The organism is Bacteroides sp. GD17, from assembly GCF_038448625.1.
Lineage (GTDB): Bacteria > Bacteroidota > Bacteroidia > Bacteroidales > Bacteroidaceae > Bacteroides.
In genome coordinates this window covers 150,863-168,814 of record NZ_JBCEZS010000012.1, presented here as the reverse complement: position 1 = coordinate 168,814, position 17,952 = coordinate 150,863, and the positions used below count along the sequence as shown (strand labels likewise).

Genomic DNA, 17,952 nt, shown 5'->3' with positions numbered 1-17,952 from the left:
CAAAAATACGGAAAAATAACTGCCGGGCAAATAAATTACTTCATTTTTTGTTTCTTGATTATTAATCCTTACTTTTGTTATTCAGTAAACCAATACAGATTGAAACTATGGATAAGAAATATGTTGTGAACATCGGTCGCCAACTGGGCAGTGGCGGACGGGAGATAGGAGAGAAACTTGCTGCCCGCCTGGGGATTGATTTTTATGACAAGGAGCTGATCAACCTCGCTTCGGAAGAAAGCGGACTCTGCCGTGAATTCTTTGAGAAAGCCGACGAAAAAGCATCGCAGGGAATTATCGGCGGCTTGTTCGGAATGAGATTCCCCTTCATCAGTGACGGAGCCATACCGGCCACTAACTGCCTGAGCAACGATGCACTGTTCAAAGTGCAGAGTGATGTCATCCGTAAACTGGCTTCCGAGAAATCCTGTTTATTCGTGGGGCGTTGTGCCGACTATATCCTGAGGGATAATCCTCGCTGCGTCAATGTCTTTATCTCCGCTTCGGCAGAAGACCGCATAGCCCGCCTCTGCGAAATGCATTCCATAACCAGAAATGCCGCCGAAGAAATGATGAACAGGGCAGACAAACGGCGTGCAGAGTATTACAACTATTATAGTTTCAAGACATGGGGTGCTGCCGCAACCTATCATCTGTGCATCGACTCTTCCGTGCTGGGCATTGACGAAACTGTGAATTTTGTAGAGGAGTTTGTGATGAGGAAGATCGGAGAATAAAACGAAGTAATATGATTTTAGGCACGGATTACACGGATAATGTAAACAAGACCGTGTAATCCGTGCCTAAATCATATTATTATATATACGCCTATACTTTTATAACGGATTACATCATCGTCAGCAGTATCATCTGCCCCGCCAAAATACGCAGGAACATCGTCAACGGATAAACCGTAGAATAACCTACCGACGGAGCATCGTTACCCGCTGCCTGGTTGGAGTAAGCCAATGCAGGAGGGTCGGTATTACTACCTGCAATCAATCCCATCAGGGTGAAGTAATTAACCTTGCAGTAAAGTCGTGCTATGATACCGATGATGAGCAACGGAATGACGGTTATCAGGAAACCGTAGCCTACGTACGATAAACCACTGCCTTCTACCACCGTCTGCACAAAATGCTCACCGGCTTCGATGCCCACACTGGCAAGGAAAAGCACGATACCTATTTCGCGGAGCATCAGGTTGGCACTCATCGTAGTGTAAGTAACCAGCTTCAGCTTATGTCCGAAGCGTCCGATGAGGATAGCTACCACCAGCGGACCACCTGCCAGACCCAGCTTCACCGGAGTAGGCATGCCCGGGAATGCGATAGGCAGACTGCCCAACAGGATACCCAGGAAGATACCAACGAAGATAGTCACGATATTCGGTGTGTCCAGACGCTTCAACTGGTTGCCCAGTACGCCGGCTACACGTCCCACGGCGTCTTGTTGCCCTACCACCATTACGCGGTCGCCTACTTGGAGTGTCAGGTTCGGGTCGGCAAACAAGTCCATACCGGAACGGTTGACACGCGTCACATTTACTCCGTACATACTGCGGAAGTGAAGACTTCCCAACTTCTTACCGTTAATTTCGGATTTGGTGACGAGGATACGGCGTGACACCATCGGCGTGTCCTGCTTTTCCCAGTCCACCTGAATTTCCTTGCCGATGAAAGCAATAACTGCCTCGGCATCTTCCTCGGAACATACAATGAACAGCTGGTCGCCAATGTGGAATTCCGTGTCCTGGTTCGGTATGCTGACGTGACCTTCGTGACGGATGCGTGAACATACAAACGGACGTCCCAGGAAATCCTTGACCTGGAGCAGCTTCTTGCCGTCGAGCGACTCATTACGTACTTCGAGGTGCAGCATGTGGGGCATGTGCTTCATGTCGGCTTCCTGCGTGTTGAGTTCTTCCTCCTCTTTCTTGAGGTTCACACGGCAGATGTAGCGTACGGCGATAATGGAACCGATGATACCTACCACACCAAGCGGATAGGCACAGGCATATCCCAATGCGATGGGATCTCCCGTATAGTTAAGCTGATTCAGCGCCTCTTGTGCAGCACCCAAACCGGGAGTATTGGTTACGGCACCGTAGAGAATGCCCACAATCATCGGCAGTTCTATGCTTCCGTCGATGAAGTAGATTCCCAATGCCACTGCGATGTTCAGTGCCACAATACCCACGGCGAGCATGTTCAGCGTCATGCCTCCCTTCTTGAACGAAGAGAAGAACGACGGTCCCACTTGCAGACCGATGCAGAATACAAACAAAATCAAACCGAATTCGCGGATGAAGTGCAGAATGTGTGTTTCGCCCGTAAAACCGAAATGTCCCATCAAGATACCGGCGAAAAGCACAAACGTAACGCCCAGTGATACCCCGAAGATTTTAATCTTACCCAGCAACACGCCCACAGATATGACGAATGCGTACAAGCAAACGATGTGGGCTACGGATGCAGGGTCCCATAGCAAAGTTTCTAACCAATCCATAGTAACCTTATTTATACCTATTTCTCAAAATTTCGCGCAAAATTAGTTAATAAAGGGGAGGTAGCAAAGGGTTTGCTGCTTTTCTTTTTGCGGAGTCCTTTTTTTCCTGTCGACTGTTCCCTTTTTAACTATGTTATCAATACGTCAGTCCCATGTGCGAATTTTGCTTAAAAAATCTTTTTGTTCTAAGTATTTCAGTATATTTGCAAGTCTCTTGAAGACACAATGAATAGTATTCATCTATTTTTAATTAAAATAAACTATGGCAGACAGTAAAGAAAAACTCTTCTCAGACTTTTCTCCCGTTTCCACCGAACAGTGGATGGAGAAAGTAACCGCCGACCTCAAGGGTGCGGATTTCGAGAAGAAACTCGTTTGGAAGACAAACGAAGGATTTAAGGTTAAACCTTTCTACCGTATGGAAGACCTCGAAGGTTTGAAAACAACCGATGCTCTTCCCGGTGAATTCCCTTACCTCAGAGGTACTAAGAAAGACAACAATGAATGGCTTGTTCGTCAGGAAATCAAGGTGGAATGCCCCAAAGAAGCCAATGCCAAGGCACTGGATATCCTGAACAAGGGCATCGATTCTCTTTCTTTCCATGTAAAGGCCAAAGAACTGAATGCAGAGTATATTGAAACTTTGCTGAAAGACATTTGTGCAGAATGTGTTGAACTGAACTTTACTACCTGCCAAGGGCACGTGGTAGAACTCGCCGAGCTTCTTGTAGCTTACTTCCAAAAGAAAGACTATGATCTGACGAAGTTGCAAGGCTCTATAAACTACGACTACTTTAATAAGATGCTGGCTAAGGGCAAAGAAAAAGGTGATATGGTAGCTACTGCCAAGGCCTTGATCGAAGCTACGGTCGTTCTTCCCAAATATCGTGTACTGAATGTAAATGCACTGACACTGAACAATGCAGGTGCATACATTTACCAGGAACTGGGCTACGCACTGGCGTGGGGTAACGAATACATGAACCAACTCACCGATGCCGGACTGACTGCTTCTACGGTAGCCAAGAGAATCAAATTCAACTTCGGTATCAGCTCCAATTACTTCCTTGAGATTGCCAAGTTCCGTGCTGCCCGTATGTTGTGGGCAAATATCGTGGCTGCTTATTCTCCCGAATGTCTGCGCGATTGCGAAAATAAAGGAGATAATAAAGAATGCCGTTGTGCAGCCAAGATGAAGATTCATGCTGAGACTTCTACTTTCAACCTTACTTTGTTCGATGCTCACGTAAACTTGTTGCGTACGCAGACCGAGGCGATGAGTGCTGCTCTGGCAGGCGTTGATTCAATGACGGTTGTTCCGTTCGATAAGACTTATGCAACTCCCGATGACTTCTCCGAGCGTATGGCCCGCAACCAGCAGTTGCTGCTGAAGGAAGAATCTCACTTCGACAAGGTGATTGATCCGGCTGCCGGTTCTTACTATATTGAAAACCTGACTGTAGCCATCGCCAAGCAGGCATGGGAACTGTTCCTTTCTATAGAAGAAGAAGGTGGTTTCTATGCTGCTGTAAAGGCCGGCAAGGTACAGGTTGCTGTCAACGAAAGTAACAAGACCCGTCATAAAGCAGTTGCTCAGCGTCGCGAAGTGTTGCTGGGTACAAACCAATTCCCGAACTTCAACGAAAAGGCAGGCGAAAAGAAACCGTTCGAAGCTACTTGCTGCTGCGGAGGTCACGATACTTGCGAGAAGGATGTTCCTTCCTTGAATTTCGACCGTGCTGCCAGTGAGTTCGAAGCGTTGCGCCTGGAAACTGAAGCTTCCGGCAAGCGTCCGAAGGCATTCATGCTGACTATCGGTAACCTGGCTATGCGTCAGGCACGTGCACAGTATTCCTGCAACTTCCTGGCTTGCGCCGGATATGAAGTTGTTGACAACCTCGGTTTCCCGACGGTAGAAGAAGGTGTAGAGGCTGCTATGGCTGCCAAGGCTGACATCGTGGTACTTTGTTCCAGTGATGATGAATATGCAGAATATGCTGTTCCGGCTTTCAAGGCTCTGAACGGTCGTGCCATGTTCATCGTAGCCGGTGCTCCTGCTTGCATGGACGAGCTGAAAGCTGCCGGTATCGAGAACTTTATCCATGTTCGTGTCAACGTGCTGGAAACATTAAAGGAATTCAACGCTAAACTTTTGAAGTAAGATGAGAAAAGATTTTAAAAACTTAGATATATATGCTGCTTTCCAGCCCGTCAACGGTGCTGAGTGGCAAAAGGCTAACGGCATCCATGCTGATTGGAAAACGCCGGAACACATTGAAGTGAAGCCTGTTTATACAAAAGAAGACCTCGAAGGAATGGAACACCTGGGTTATGCTGCCGGTCTTCCTCCTTATTTGCGTGGTCCGTACTCGGTGATGTACACGTTGCGTCCCTGGACTATCCGCCAGTATGCAGGTTTCTCTACTGCTGAGGAATCCAACGCATTCTATCGCCGTAACCTGGCTTCCGGTCAGAAAGGTTTGTCCGTAGCATTCGACTTGGCTACGCACCGTGGCTACGACCCCGACCACGAACGTGTAGTGGGCGACGTTGGTAAGGCGGGTGTATCTATCTGCTCTCTGGAAAACATGAAGGTTCTTTTCGATGGTATTCCCTTGAACAAGATGTCCGTGTCTATGACAATGAACGGCGCGGTACTTCCGGTTCTGGCATTCTATATCAATGCCGGTCTGGAACAAGGTGCCAAGCTGGAAGAAATGGCCGGTACTATCCAGAACGATATCCTGAAAGAATTCATGGTGCGTAATACTTATATTTACCCGCCTGCATTCTCTATGAAGATTATCTCTGATATCTTTGAATATACTTCTCAGAAGATGCCGAAGTTCAACTCTATCTCTATCTCCGGTTACCACATGCAGGAAGCAGGTGCTACGGCAGATATCGAGTTGGCTTACACGCTGGCTGACGGTCTGGAATACCTCCGTGCAGGTACTGCCGCAGGTATCGACATCGATGCTTTTGCTCCGCGTCTGTCCTTCTTCTGGGCTATCGGTACCAACCACTTCATGGAGATTGCCAAGATGCGTGCCGCGCGTATGTTGTGGGCAAAGATCGTGAAGCAGTTCAACCCGAAGAACCCGAAATCACTGGCTTTGCGTACGCACTCCCAGACTTCCGGCTGGTCACTGACCGAGCAAGATCCGTTCAACAATATCGGTCGTACTTGTATCGAGGCTATGGCTGCCGCACTGGGACACACCCAGTCTCTGCACACCAATGCACTTGATGAGGCTATTGCTTTGCCGACGGACTTCTCCGCACGTATCGCACGTAACACTCAGATTTATATTCAGGAAGAAACTTACATCTGCAAGAACGTTGACCCATGGGGTGGTTCTTACTACGTAGAGTCTCTGACTAACGAACTGGCTCACAAGGCTTGGGAGCTGATTCAGGAAGTTGAAAAGCTGGGTGGTATGGCGAAAGCTATCGAAACCGGTATTCCTAAGATGCGTATCGAAGAAGCTGCTGCACGTACACAGGCACGTATCGACTCCGGTTCTCAGACTATCGTAGGTGTGAACAAGTATCGTCTGGAGAAAGAAGCTCCGATCGATATCCTTGAAATCGACAACACGGCTGTTCGTATGGAGCAGATCGAGAACCTGAAGCGTCTGAAAGAAGGACGTAACCAGGCAGAGGTGGACAAGGCATTGGAAGCTATCACCGAATGCGTGAAGACCGGCAAGGGCAACTTGTTGGAACTCGCAGTGGAAGCTGCCCGTGTTCGTGCTACGCTGGGTGAAATCTCGTATGCTTGCGAAAAGATTGTAGGACGTTATAAAGCAGTAATCAGAACTATATCAGGCGTGTATTCATCAGAAAGTAAAAATGACGACGACTTCAAGCGTGCTTGTGAGTTGTGTGATAAGTTTGCCAAGAAAGAGGGACGTCAGCCCCGTATCATGGTTGCCAAAATGGGTCAGGACGGTCACGACCGTGGCGCCAAAGTTGTAGCGACCGGATATGCCGACTGTGGTTTCGACGTAGATATGGGACCGTTGTTCCAAACTCCTGCCGAAGCTGCCCGCGAAGCAGTAGAGAACGACGTTCACGTAGTAGGTGTTTCTTCACTGGCTGCCGGACACAAGACATTGGTTCCGCAGATTATTGAAGAACTCAAGAAGTTGGGACGTGAGGACATCGTAGTGATTGCCGGTGGTGTAATCCCCGCACAGGACTATGACTTCCTTTACAAAGCCGGTGTAGCTGCCATCTTCGGCCCCGGTACTCCGGTGGCAAAGGCTGCTTGCCAGATATTGGAAATCTTGTTGGATGAGTAATCTCCAATCGGGTAAATGATAAAAAGGGGTTGTCTCGACGATGTTGAGGCAACCTCTTTTCTTTTATTACTCTCTTTTTTGTACCTTTGCTCCGCGAATAAAATTGAAGAATAGCAAATGATAGTTTGTATTGCCGAAAAGCCCTCTGTGGCGCGTGACATAGCTGATGTATTGGGAGCGAAAGATAAGAGAGACGGATATATCGAAGGAAACGGATATCAGGTAACCTGGACCTTCGGCCACCTCTGCACGCTGAAAGAGCCGCACGAATATACACCTAACTGGAAGTCATGGAGTTTGGGAAGCCTGCCCATGATACCGCCCCGCTTCGGCATCAAACTGATAAGTAATCCTACCTACGAACGCCAATTCCATGTGATAGAGAACCTCATGCAGCATGCCGATATGATTATAAACTGCGGTGATGCCGGCCAGGAGGGAGAATTAATACAGCGCTGGGTGATGCAGAAGGCCGGTGCCCGCTGCCCTGTGAAGCGGCTATGGATTTCGTCACTGACGGAAGAAGCCATCCGGGAGGGTTTTGCAAAGCTACGCGATTCTTCGGACTTCCAACCACTGTATGAAGCTGGCTTGTCCCGTGCCATCGGCGACTGGCTGCTTGGTATGAATGCGACCCGTCTCTATACCATGAAATACGGTCAGAACAAGCAAGTGCTTTCCATCGGGCGTGTGCAAACTCCGACGCTGGCGCTGATTGTGAACCGCCAGTTGGAGATACAGAACTTCGTCCCCAAGCAATATTGGGAATTAAAGACGGTATATCGTGATACCACCTTCTCCGCCATCCTCCGAAAGAGCGAAGAAGAACTGATACTGGAAGCCGAAAAGCAAAAAGAAACAACTACGGCTGCCTCCGCCGCGAAGAAAGAAGAAGAAAACCGGGGTATAGACCCCATTACAGACCAGGAACGGGGACTTGCACTATTGGAGCAAATCAAAAATTCCCCTTTCACCGTTACCGACGTCAGTAAGAAGAACGGGAAAGAAGCCCCGCTTCGCCTCTTCGACTTGACTTCCTTGCAGGTAGAGTGTAACAAGAAGTTCGGATATTCTGCCGACGAGACGCTCAAGTTGATACAATCGTTGTACGAGAAGAAAGTAGCTACTTATCCGCGTGTCGATACTACTTTCCTGAGCGATGATATTTACCCCAAATGCCCCGGCATTCTGAAAGGACTGCGGGACTATGCCGTCTACACTGCACCACTGGAAGGAACTACTCTACTGAAATCGAAAAAGGTATTCGACAATTCAAAGGTTACCGATCACCATGCCATTATTCCCACCGGGCAGCATCCGCAGGGACTGAGCAATATGGAGAGCAGCGTCTTCGACTTGATAGCCCGCCGCTTTATCGCTGTGTTCTATCCTGATTGTAAATTTGCCACTACTACGGTGCTGGGCGAGGTAGAAGGTATAGAATTTAAGACTACCGGTAAGCAGATATTAGATCCGGGCTGGCGCGTCATTTTCGGTACGCCTGCGGCACAAACGCAGGAAGAGAAAGATGAAAAGGGAGGTGAGGATGAAAACGTACTCCCGGCATTTGTGAAGGGCGAAAGTGGCCCGCACGTCCCCAACTTGAATGAGAAATGGACACAGCCGCCCCGCCCGTATACCGAAGCCACCCTGCTGCGTGCGATGGAAACAGCTGGTAAATTGGTAGATAATGACGAATTGCGCGATGCACTGAAAGAGAACGGCATCGGGCGTCCGTCTACCCGTGCTGCTATCATAGAGACACTGTTCAAGCGGAATTATATACGTAAGGAAAAAAAGAATCTGATAGCCACGCCCACCGGTGTGGAATTGATTCAGTTTATTCATGAAGACCTGCTGAAATCGGCTGAACTGACCGGGCAATGGGAGAAGAAATTGCGCGAGATTGAGAAAAGAACATTCAGCGCTTCGCAGTTCCTGGAAGAGTTGAAGGAGATGGTTTCGGAGGTGGTAATGAGCGTACTTTCGGACAATACCAACCGTCGTATTACGATACAGGAAGCTGTGCAAGAGAAGACCGGCAAGTCTTCTGCATCTGCCAAAGCCGATGCTGGTGATAAACCTAAGAAAGAACCCAAGAAAAGAGCGCCGAGAAAGCCGGCGGCAAAGAAGGAGACGGTGCAGGCGGAGCAGCCGGATGTTCTCGTCGGCCAGCCTTGCCCGCTTTGCGGAAAGGGTACGATTATCAAAGGAAAAACGGCTTACGGTTGTTCCGAATGGAAAACCGGATGTACGTTCCGCAAGCCGTTCGAATAATTCGCATTTAAAATTTATTCATTTCCGCCATATACTTCCAAAGCGGTGCAGCCATCAATGCTTGGCGTATACCGCCTTGCCGCAACAATTCCTTTACTTCTTGCAGGGAAAGCAGATGCACGGTCAGGCTCTCCGTATCTTCCAGGTGCTGCTCGGAGATTTTCTCTACATCCGTAGCCAGGAAACAATAGGTAATGTTGGTATGGGTACTCGGGTTGGGGGAGAGTTGCATGTACTCTTTCCAGCTTCCGTTTCCGTAGCCGGTCTCTTCCAGTAGTTCCCGCTGTGCGGAGACCAGCGGAGAGGCATCTTCTTCTTCGCACACTCCGGCGCAAAGTTCGTAGGAGGTTTCCTGTATTCCGTGGCGATATTGCCGGATGAAGACGAACTGCCCGTCGCGGGTGATGGCGATGGTATTTACCCAGTTGGGATATTCCAGGATATAATAAGAAGGAATATGATTGCCGTTCGGCAGCACCACATGATCCTTGCGCACAGTGAGCCAGGGAGCTTTGTGAAGATACTCACTGGATATTACTTCCCAAGCGTCTTTTGACTTTTCCATAATTGGTTTATATTTTGAATAGCATGCCTCCGATGTTATCCATCGGTGCTCCCGTTACAGAGGCAAGGCAACCGGGCTCGTCTGCCATATAGAGTGCACCGAGGAAGGCGAATATCAGTGCTTCTTTGTATTCGATAATCTGCCGGTCGGGTATGACGATCTCGCAAGGACATAATGCGCCGATACGTTCTATCAGGAATTTATTGAAAGCGCCGCCGCCGGTAATCAGCAGTTTGCCGTTACTGCCGGAAGTCGGATGTGCGGCAATCACGCTCGAAACCTGATAGGCTGCATGTTCGTAGAAAGTACGCAGCCTGTCTTCCAGACTTAATCCATAGCTTTCGAGCATCGGATAAACCAGTGTTTCTACCCATTCGCGTCCCAGTGATTTCGGGCCGGATTGGTGATAAAACTCCATATTGTTCAGTTCATCCAGCAACTCTTGGCAGATGTGTCCGCGTCGGGCAATCTCTCCATCCCGGTCAAATTCCAGTCCTATCTGCCGGCAATAATGATTGATGACATAATTCACCGGGCTGATGTCGAACGCGATACGCCGTCCCTCTTGCTCGAATGAAATATTGGAGAAGCCACCTATGTTCAGGCAGAAGTCATAATCGGCAAAAAGCAGCCGGTCGCCGATGGGGACGAGGGGAGCGCCCTGCCCGCCCAGCATGATGTCCAGCCGACGGAAGTCCGATACGGTAGGTATGCGCGTTTCGGCGGCAATAGCGGCACCGTCGCCTATCTGATACATAATCTTCTTCTGAGGTTCGTGGAAGATGGTATGTCCGTGGGAAGCGATGATATCAGGTCGGACCCCGAATTCTTGCATGAACTCGTTCACCCGCTCGCCGAGGAACTTGCCGTATGCACTATGGAAAGTAATAAATTCCAGGGCACTCATTTCTTGCGCGCCGGTGCCGAGTATCTGTTTCATATCGTCCGGATAGCTGTAACCTTTCGCACAGTCTATGTGGAAAGACCATTTGCCGGCTTCCCGGTGGAAAGTGCAGCAACATACGTCCAGCCCGTCGAGCGACGTGCCGGACATAAGGCCGATGGCTTGGATTCGGAAGTCTGTCATGATGTTACTTATAAGTAAGGTAGAACTCTACAACTGCTTCAATTCCTTTACGGAAGATATCCAGCGGAATATTCTCGTTAGGGGAGTGGATTGCGTTGGATTCGAGTCCGAAGCCCATCAATACTGTTTTGATGCCCAGCACCTGTTCGAAGGTGGATATGATGGGGATGCTTCCTCCGCGGCGCACAGCGAGCGGTTTCTTGCCGAATGCCTTCTCGAAACCTTGTTCCGCTGCCTGGTAGGCGGGCAGGCTGATGGGGCATACATAGCCTTGACCGCCATGCATCGGGGTTACTTTTACTTGTACGCTATCCGGGGCAATGCTCAGAATGTAGTCGGCAAATAGTTGGGATATCTTATGGTGGTCCTGATGCGGCACCAACCGGCAAGATACTTTGGCGTATGCTTTGGAAGGGAGTACCGTCTTGGAGCCTTCGCCCGTGTAGCCGCCCCATATACCGCATACGTCGAAAGAAGGACGGCAGCTGTTGCGTTCCAGTGTGCTGTAGCCTTTCTCGCCGAACAATGCCTTTACGTCAATTGCTTTCTTATATTTCTCCTCGTCAAAAGGAATGTGGGCTATCATATCGCGTTCGGCTTGAGGAACTTCTTCTACATCGTCGTAGAAGCCGGGAACGGTGATGCGTCCGTCTGCATCTGTCACTTGGCTGATAATCTGGCAAAGTACGTTGATGGGATTGGCTACGGCACCTCCGAAGTGACCGGAATGGAGGTCGCGGTTGGGGCCGGTAACTTCTATTTCCCAGTATGCCAGGCCGCGGAGTCCCGTAGTCAACGAAGGCAGGTCGGCACCCAGCATGCTGGTGTCCGATACCAGGATGACATCTGCTTTCAGCAACTCTTTATGTTCCTCGCAGAAACTTTCCAGACTGGGAGAACCGATTTCTTCTTCGCCTTCGAAGATGAATTTCACGTTGGTTCTCAGCAGTTCGTTCTTTACAAGGTATTCAAAGGCTTTCACCTGGATGAAGGATTGCCCTTTGTCATCGTCTGCGCCGCGTGCCCAGATATGTCCGTCACGTATCTCCGGTTCAAAGGGGTCGCTCTTCCAGAGTTCCAGCGGTTCGGCCGGCATCACGTCGTAGTGGGCATACACCAGTACCGTTTTGGCGGCGGGGTCTACTATCTTCTGTCCAAAGACAATCGGATTACCCTTCGAAGGCATTACCAATGCTTCGTCTGCACCTGCTTCGAGCAGTAGTTGCGCCCAGCGTTCGGCACATGCCAGCATGTCGTCATGATGTTCCGGTTTGGCACTGATACTTGGAATACGGATGAGGCTGAACAAGTCTTCCAGCATCTTGGGTTCGTTCTCGGCGATGTATTTTTTTATTTCCATGGCAATTATAACTGTGTCGTTCTGTCAATCAAATAATAATCGAGTAAAGTCATGGCTGCCATTGCTTCTACAATGGGCACGGCACGTGGCAGTACGCAGGGATCATGGCGGCCACGGGCTTTCAGGGTCGTATCTACGCCGTCGATGTTCACCGTATGTTGTTCCATCAATACGGTCGCTACGGGCTTGAAGGCAACGCGGAAATAGATATCCTGTCCGTTGCTGATGCCACCCTGGATACCTCCCGAATGGTTCGTGCGGGTTTCGATGCTTCCATTATTGTTATAGAATACATCATTCTGTTCCGAACCTTTCTGCTTCAGTCCCTTGAAACCGTCTCCGTACTCAAATGCTTTGGCGGCATTGATACTGAGCATGGCGGCACCGAGTGCAGCATGCAATTTGCCGAATACCGGTTGCCCCAATCCGATAGGGCAGCCTTTGACGACACATGTCACTACTCCTCCTATCGTGTCTCCTTCTCCTTTTATCTTGAAGATAAGTTCTTCCATTTCCTTGGCCTTTTCAGGGTCGGGACAACGTACCGGATTGGTTTCAATCAAGTCGAGGTCGTAAGCGGTATAATTCTCCTCCAGGCGGATAGGGCCTACCTGCGAAGTGTACGCTGTGATGTGTATGCCCAATTGCTTCAGTGCTAATTTAGCCAATGCACCGGCCACTACGCGCGAAATCGTTTCGCGGGCAGACGAGCGTCCGCCTCCCCGGTGATCGCGGATACCATATTTTACCTTATATGTATAGTCGGCATGCGAAGGACGGTAAATCTCCTTCAGATTATTATAATCGTCCGAATGTTGGTTCTCGTTCCATACGATGAATCCTATCGGGCATCCTGTGGATTTGCCTTCGAAGATACCGGAAAGGAATTCCACCTTGTCGCCTTCCTTTCGTGCGGTAGTGATGCGCGACTGTCCGGGACGGCGGCGGTCAAGTTCCTTTTGTACAAAATCCATATCGATGGTTATTCCTGCAGGGAATCCATCTATTACTCCTCCGATGCCTTTACCATGCGACTCTCCAAAACTGGTAAGGCGGAGAATATTTCCAAATGAATTGAACATATCAAATGCTTTAAAGGTTTATATATTAGGCTAATGTGCCAATGCTTTTTCTACCAAAGAAGTTTTGGCTCTATAAAGGTAACAATTTATTTTCGTAAAACGTTTAAGAATATATGATAAAAAGTGGTTTTCTCGTTAAACTAACGTTTTGGTAGTAGCTTTCTACTCTGCGTAATGCATATCTTTTGTGTGCGGGATGTAAAGAGAAAAGTTCTTCGATATTAAGAGAAAAAGTCTGGAGAATATAGAGAAAAGTTCTTTTATTTAGTAATAATTCTCTGTTCGCGCCTTGCGAATACATATTCGCAGTGCTTGAACATGTATTCGCAAGGCTTGAATATATATTCGCAAGGCGTGAACAGACTTTCATGCTTAAATAATCTGCTTTTCTATTGGGATTGTTCTTTCTGTATATAATAGTGGTATGAAAGAAAGGATATTTCGTATATGGTTAAATGCTTAATTAAAAATATTTTATGGGGGTTGATCTGTTCTGTAATAGACTAAGAATACTGAAAAAAAGAACATTCTTTTTTTAGAGAAGACCTTGCTCAGTAGCTTTAAAAAGTGTTACTTTGTACCCTTGATATAAAATGGGAAATTTATGGCTCTTTGGAAGAGCTTTTTATTAACTAAACAAATACTTTAAAGTATGAAGAAAAATCTATTTTATTTGTTCGCATTGCTCTGTTCTGTGAGCTTGTTTACTGCTTGTAGTGATGATGATGACACTCCGAAGTTTCCGAAAGATGAAGTGAACGCAACTTACAAGTCAACTGATGCCTCTAATCAGCTGCAGTTGTTGTATAGCGGTGAACCGATGTTGGGAAAAAGCGCTACTTTCAATACTACTGATGGGAAAACTGCTACTATCGTTTTGGAAGGCGTAGCTGTTTCTTTGACCAAGATGCCCGCTGCCTCATCGGCAGGTTCTGGTGTGATTCCGGGTGAAGCTACTACTACTTTGAATGTGAATTTGGAGCCGGTGGGCGAAACTGGTTATACTTTTAAAGGAACGGACGAAACGAATGGACGTACCGTTGCATACGAAGGTGCAGTAGAAAAAGGAAAGCTGACTCTTCAGTTGAATGTTACGATGCCTAATAATAACTTGATTGGTACTTGGAATCTCTATCCTTATGATTCTACTCCTACTAACACTGTGCACCCGCTTCGTTTGACATGGGAATCTTCTAAAAAATTCCAGTTGGATTTATTTGGCATGGGAATGATAACAGAAATGCATCCGGGCGAATTGATGACTTTTATGAGTGCAATTGGTTTGCTCAACGATGGAGATATGAATCTTCAGGAAGCTATCTCATCTTTATTAAAAGATGTAACCTTCAAGGCTGACGGAAATATCCAGGCTTCTTATTCTGAGGCTGCTAATCTCGGAAACCCAGTGTGGAAGAAATCTCCGCTGAATATTGCTCAATATTACGTAAAAGACGGTAAGATTTATCTATTGCTGAATGTTGATGCGATTTTAGCAACCGTTGCTGGAAATAAATCAACCAGAATGGATATTACTACTATTCTTCCTCAATTAATGCAACTTCTTCCGATGGTTTATAGTGGAATCCCATTGGGATATTCTATAAGTGAGAATGGTACATTGGGGGTATACATTGAGAAAGAATTAGGCATGCAGCTGATAAATATGTTCTTGCCGTTATTGCAAAACGAAGAAGTCCTTGCTGAGATAATGGAATCGGTGAACTCTAATCCTGCTTTTGCAGCATTTGCAGGTGTTACACAAGCTATCTTTGAGCAATTGCCAACAGTTGCAGCAGGTACTACTAAAATGGAATTAGGCTTGAACTTTGTTAAGCCGGAATAAATATTCTATTCAAAATTAGATAAGACGGGGCTGCCTCGAAATGATCCATCTCTAAAGTTAGTCAAAAAGCTTTTAGAATTCGGCTCATTTTGAGGCAGTCTTGTTATATATTTACCTTTGTGTTTATACTTCTCTTATTTCAAATCCCTTTCTATAATATCTTTCTCATCTTAAATTTGTAACATAAATTTTGGGAGAAATCAAATTTTAGACCTTTTGCAGATAAAAATAAAGCTATTAATTTGCATGTTTTTTAATTTAAATATAAAACTTTTATGAGAAAGAATTTATTTTATGTATTTGCATTGGTCTGTTCAATGAGTTTGTTCACTGCTTGTAGCGATGATGATGATTCTAAGTTTCCTAAAGATGAGGTAAATGCAACTTATACTTCGACTGATGCCTCTAATCAGTTACAGTTGTTGTATAGCGGTGAACCAATGTTGGGAAAAAGCGCTACTTTTAATACGACCGATGGGAAAACTGCTACTATTGTTCTGAAAGGAGTAGCTACTTCTTTGACTAAGATGAATGCTGCTTCATCGGCAGGTTCCGGTGTAATTCCGGGTGAACCGTCTACTACTTTGGATGTCATTTTGAATCCGGTAGGAGGAACCGGTTATACTTTTAAGGGAAAAGATGAAAATACGAGTCGTACTATTGAATTCGAGGGCTCAGTAGAAGCTGGAAAGTTGGTTCTTCAGTTGAATGTGACTATAGCTAATGATTTGGTTGGCACTTGGGAACTCTATTCTTATGATCCTTATGGAGATGTATTCCCTATTCGTACGGTATGGGACTCAAATAAAAATTTCGAGTTGGACTTGCTCGGCATGGGCTTTCCTGTGGAGATGGAACCGGGTGGCTTGCTGGCAGTGATGAGTGTGATGGAATTAATTCCAGTCGCTGAAGATAAGAAGTTGGCTCTTCAAGGCGTCATGACAGCTTTATTGAAAAATGTAACTTTCAGAGCTGACGGAAACATTCAGGCTTCCTATTCCGAGGCAGCTAACCTTGCTAATCCCGTATGGAAGCAATCTCCGTTGAATCTTGTACAGTACAGTGTGAAGGATGGTAAGATTTATCTGTATTTGAATGTCGATGCTATCTTGGCTACCGTTGTTGGTAATCAACCTTCAACCAAGGTGGATATTTCTACTATTCTTCCTCAGTTAATGGAACTTCTCCCGATGGTTTATAATGGAATCCCATTAGGATACTTTGTAAATGAAAATGGTAGATTGTCAGTATATCTTGAGAAAGATTTGGGCGTGCAATTGCTAACTATGCTCCTGCCATTGCTGAAGGACGAAGAACTCCTTGCCACTATTATGGAGTCTGTAAATTCCAATCCTGATTTTGCTATGTTTGCTGGTGTTGTAGTGGGCATGCTTGAACAATTACCGGGTGTTGTAGCTGGTACAACGAACATGGAATTGGGCTTGAACTTTCATTCTGCAGAATAATATCTCGTTCTGATTATAGAAGCGAGGATGTAGCTTTTTGTAAACTGCATCCTCGTTTTTCTTTTTAAACACGCAGCTAAATACAAAACTATTTCCTATTTTTGCAGTTATTAATAGAATTATGCAATGACAGAAACAGAACGACAACAGATTATTGCCTTGGTGAAATGCGAGGTAATACCTGCAATTGGCTGTACAGAGCCTATCGCGGTGGCACTGTGTGTGGCAAAAGCTGCAGAAGTATTAGCTAAGCGTCCGGAGAAGATAACAGTGCTTCTGAGTGCCAATATCCTGAAAAATGCAATGGGAGTAGGTATTCCGGGAACGGGTATGATAGGACTGCCTATTGCTGTGGCATTGGGCGCATTGATTGGAAAATCGGAATACCAATTAGAGGTGTTGAAAGACAGTAATCCCGCTGCGGTGGAAGAAGGCAAACGCTTCATTGATGAAAAACGCATTCAGATATCGCTGAAAGATAATATTGAGGAGAAACTTTATATTGAAGTATGCTGTGAAGCCGGAGAGGATAAAGCTACTGCCGTCATAGCAGGCGGACATACTACCTTTATATATATAGCACGCAATGAAGAGGTATTGCTGAACAAGCAAACAGCCACCTGCTCCGAGGAAAAAGAGAATACCTTGGAACTGAGTTTACGTAAGGTCTATGATTTTGCCTTGACTGCCCCATTAGATGAAATCCGCTTTATCCTTGAAACAGCACGCTTGAACAAGGCTGCTGCAGAGCGTTCTTTTGAAGGTAACTACGGTCATGGTTTGGGCAAGATATTGCGCGGTAGCTATGAACATGAAATATTGGGTGACAGCATATTTTCCCATATCCTTTCTTACACTTCCGGTGCTTGTGATGCCCGTATGGCAGGCGCCATGATTCCGGTGATGAGTAACTCAGGCAGTGGCAACCAAGGTATTTCAGCTACTCTACCCGTCTTGGTTTATGCCCAAGAAAACGGAAAGTCGGAAGAAGAACTGATCCGTGCACTGATGATGAGCCATCTGACGGTGATTTACATTAAACAAAGCTTGGGACGATTGTCGGCTTTGTGTGGCTGCGTCGTTGCTGCCACCGGTTCCAGTTGCGGCATTACCTGGCTGATGGGAGGTACTTACGAACAGATAGCCTATGCCGTGCAAAATATGATTGCCAACCTTACCGGCATGATTTGCGACGGTGCCAAACCCAGTTGCGCCTTGAAAGTAACCACCGGCGTCTCTACCGCAGTCCTTTCTGCCATCATGGCAATGGAAAACCGTTGTGTCACTTCCGTAGAAGGAATCATTGACGAAGATGTGGACCAAAGCATCCGTAACCTGACCAAAATCGGTTCTAAAGGAATGAATGAAACGGATAAGCTGGTGCTGGAAATAATGACGAGCAAGTAGTGAATTAAAAATTAAGAATGAAAAACGAAGGGCTGCGCGGTTCAAGTGAA

Annotated in this window: 12 protein-coding genes; 7 read left to right on the top strand and 5 right to left on the bottom strand. The window is 46.8% G+C overall.

The window, feature by feature from the left end:
- The first annotated feature begins 107 nt into the window (after positions 1–107).
- Positions 108–737 (top strand): cytidylate kinase-like family protein, encoded by a 630-nt coding sequence (locus tag AAE250_RS17560; protein WP_294601250.1) that lies wholly within the window; start codon positions 108–110, stop codon positions 735–737.
- Positions 738–846: 109 nt separating this feature from the next.
- Here AAE250_RS17560 and AAE250_RS17555 read toward each other — a convergent pair whose 3' ends face one another.
- Positions 847–2,508: a putative transporter gene (locus AAE250_RS17555; protein WP_294601251.1), complete on the bottom strand. Its 1,662-nt coding sequence runs from the start codon at positions 2,506–2,508 to the stop codon at positions 847–849.
- Positions 2,509–2,770: 262 nt separating this feature from the next.
- Between AAE250_RS17555 and mutA the strand changes: the two genes are divergently transcribed.
- From mutA to AAE250_RS17540, 3 genes are all read left to right on the top strand, one after another.
- Positions 2,771–4,669 (top strand): methylmalonyl-CoA mutase small subunit, encoded by a 1,899-nt coding sequence (gene mutA / locus AAE250_RS17550; protein ID WP_294601253.1) that lies wholly within the window; start codon positions 2,771–2,773, stop codon positions 4,667–4,669.
- Between the two features lies 1 nt (position 4,670).
- Positions 4,671–6,815 (top strand): methylmalonyl-CoA mutase, encoded by a 2,145-nt coding sequence (gene scpA, locus AAE250_RS17545; protein WP_294601254.1) that lies wholly within the window; start codon positions 4,671–4,673, stop codon positions 6,813–6,815.
- Positions 6,816–6,932: 117 nt separating this feature from the next.
- The gene (locus AAE250_RS17540) at positions 6,933–9,092 is read left to right on the top strand and encodes a DNA topoisomerase 3 (RefSeq protein ID WP_294601256.1); all 2,160 of its coding nucleotides are present in this window, start codon (positions 6,933–6,935) and stop codon (positions 9,090–9,092) included.
- 7 nt (positions 9,093–9,099) lie between these two features.
- Here AAE250_RS17540 and AAE250_RS17535 read toward each other — a convergent pair whose 3' ends face one another.
- Genes AAE250_RS17535 through aroC form a run of 4 tightly spaced genes read right to left on the bottom strand, consistent with a single transcriptional unit; the run spans position 9,100 to position 13,186 of the window.
- Complete coding sequence (locus AAE250_RS17535) at positions 9,100–9,657, bottom strand: NUDIX hydrolase (RefSeq protein ID WP_294601257.1); 558 nt, start codon at positions 9,655–9,657, stop codon at positions 9,100–9,102.
- 7 nt (positions 9,658–9,664) lie between these two features.
- Positions 9,665–10,744 carry an anhydro-N-acetylmuramic acid kinase gene (locus tag AAE250_RS17530; protein WP_294601259.1) on the bottom strand — a complete coding sequence of 360 codons (1,080 nt, stop codon included), beginning with the start codon at positions 10,742–10,744 and terminating at the stop codon, positions 9,665–9,667.
- Between the two features lie 4 nt (positions 10,745–10,748).
- Positions 10,749–12,104, bottom strand: a complete 1,356-nt coding sequence (locus tag AAE250_RS17525; RefSeq protein WP_294601261.1) for a dipeptidase — start codon at positions 12,102–12,104, stop codon at positions 10,749–10,751.
- A gap of 5 nt (positions 12,105–12,109) precedes the next feature.
- The gene (gene aroC, locus AAE250_RS17520) at positions 12,110–13,186 is read right to left on the bottom strand and encodes a chorismate synthase (protein WP_294601262.1); all 1,077 of its coding nucleotides are present in this window, start codon (positions 13,184–13,186) and stop codon (positions 12,110–12,112) included.
- A 652-nt stretch (positions 13,187–13,838) separates the two neighbouring features.
- Between aroC and AAE250_RS17515 the strand changes: the two genes are divergently transcribed.
- The 3 genes from AAE250_RS17515 (at position 13,839) to AAE250_RS17505 (ending at position 17,902) form a co-directional block, all read left to right on the top strand.
- Complete coding sequence (locus AAE250_RS17515) at positions 13,839–15,029, top strand: DUF4925 domain-containing protein (RefSeq protein WP_294601264.1); 1,191 nt, start codon at positions 13,839–13,841, stop codon at positions 15,027–15,029.
- Between the two features lie 275 nt (positions 15,030–15,304).
- Positions 15,305–16,495 (top strand): DUF4925 domain-containing protein, encoded by a 1,191-nt coding sequence (locus AAE250_RS17510; RefSeq protein ID WP_294601265.1) that lies wholly within the window; start codon positions 15,305–15,307, stop codon positions 16,493–16,495.
- Positions 16,496–16,621: 126 nt separating this feature from the next.
- On the top strand, positions 16,622–17,902 hold the full coding sequence (locus AAE250_RS17505) for an L-cysteine desulfidase family protein (RefSeq protein ID WP_294601267.1): 1,281 nt from the start codon (positions 16,622–16,624) through the stop codon (positions 17,900–17,902).
- Positions 17,903–17,952 lie beyond the last annotated feature (50 nt).

Bases quoted from the DNA above. Each gene is read 5' to 3' on its own strand.
- AAE250_RS17525 (WP_294601261.1), bottom strand. From the start codon at position 12,104: ATGGAAATAAAAAAATACATCGCCGAGAACGAACCCAAGATGCTGGAA.
- AAE250_RS17560 (WP_294601250.1), top strand. From the start codon at position 108: ATGGATAAGAAATATGTTGTGAACATCGGTCGCCAACTGGGCAGTGGC.
- aroC (WP_294601262.1), bottom strand. From the start codon at position 13,186: ATGTTCAATTCATTTGGAAATATTCTCCGCCTTACCAGTTTTGGAGAG.
- AAE250_RS17555 (WP_294601251.1), bottom strand. From the start codon at position 2,508: ATGGATTGGTTAGAAACTTTGCTATGGGACCCTGCATCCGTAGCCCAC.
- mutA (WP_294601253.1), top strand. From the start codon at position 2,771: ATGGCAGACAGTAAAGAAAAACTCTTCTCAGACTTTTCTCCCGTTTCC.
- AAE250_RS17510 (WP_294601265.1), top strand. From the start codon at position 15,305: ATGAGAAAGAATTTATTTTATGTATTTGCATTGGTCTGTTCAATGAGT.
- AAE250_RS17540 (WP_294601256.1), top strand. From the start codon at position 6,933: ATGATAGTTTGTATTGCCGAAAAGCCCTCTGTGGCGCGTGACATAGCT.
- AAE250_RS17515 (WP_294601264.1), top strand. From the start codon at position 13,839: ATGAAGAAAAATCTATTTTATTTGTTCGCATTGCTCTGTTCTGTGAGC.
- scpA (WP_294601254.1), top strand. From the start codon at position 4,671: ATGAGAAAAGATTTTAAAAACTTAGATATATATGCTGCTTTCCAGCCC.
- AAE250_RS17505 (WP_294601267.1), top strand. From the start codon at position 16,622: ATGACAGAAACAGAACGACAACAGATTATTGCCTTGGTGAAATGCGAG.
- AAE250_RS17535 (WP_294601257.1), bottom strand. From the start codon at position 9,657: ATGGAAAAGTCAAAAGACGCTTGGGAAGTAATATCCAGTGAGTATCTT.
- AAE250_RS17530 (WP_294601259.1), bottom strand. From the start codon at position 10,744: ATGACAGACTTCCGAATCCAAGCCATCGGCCTTATGTCCGGCACGTCG.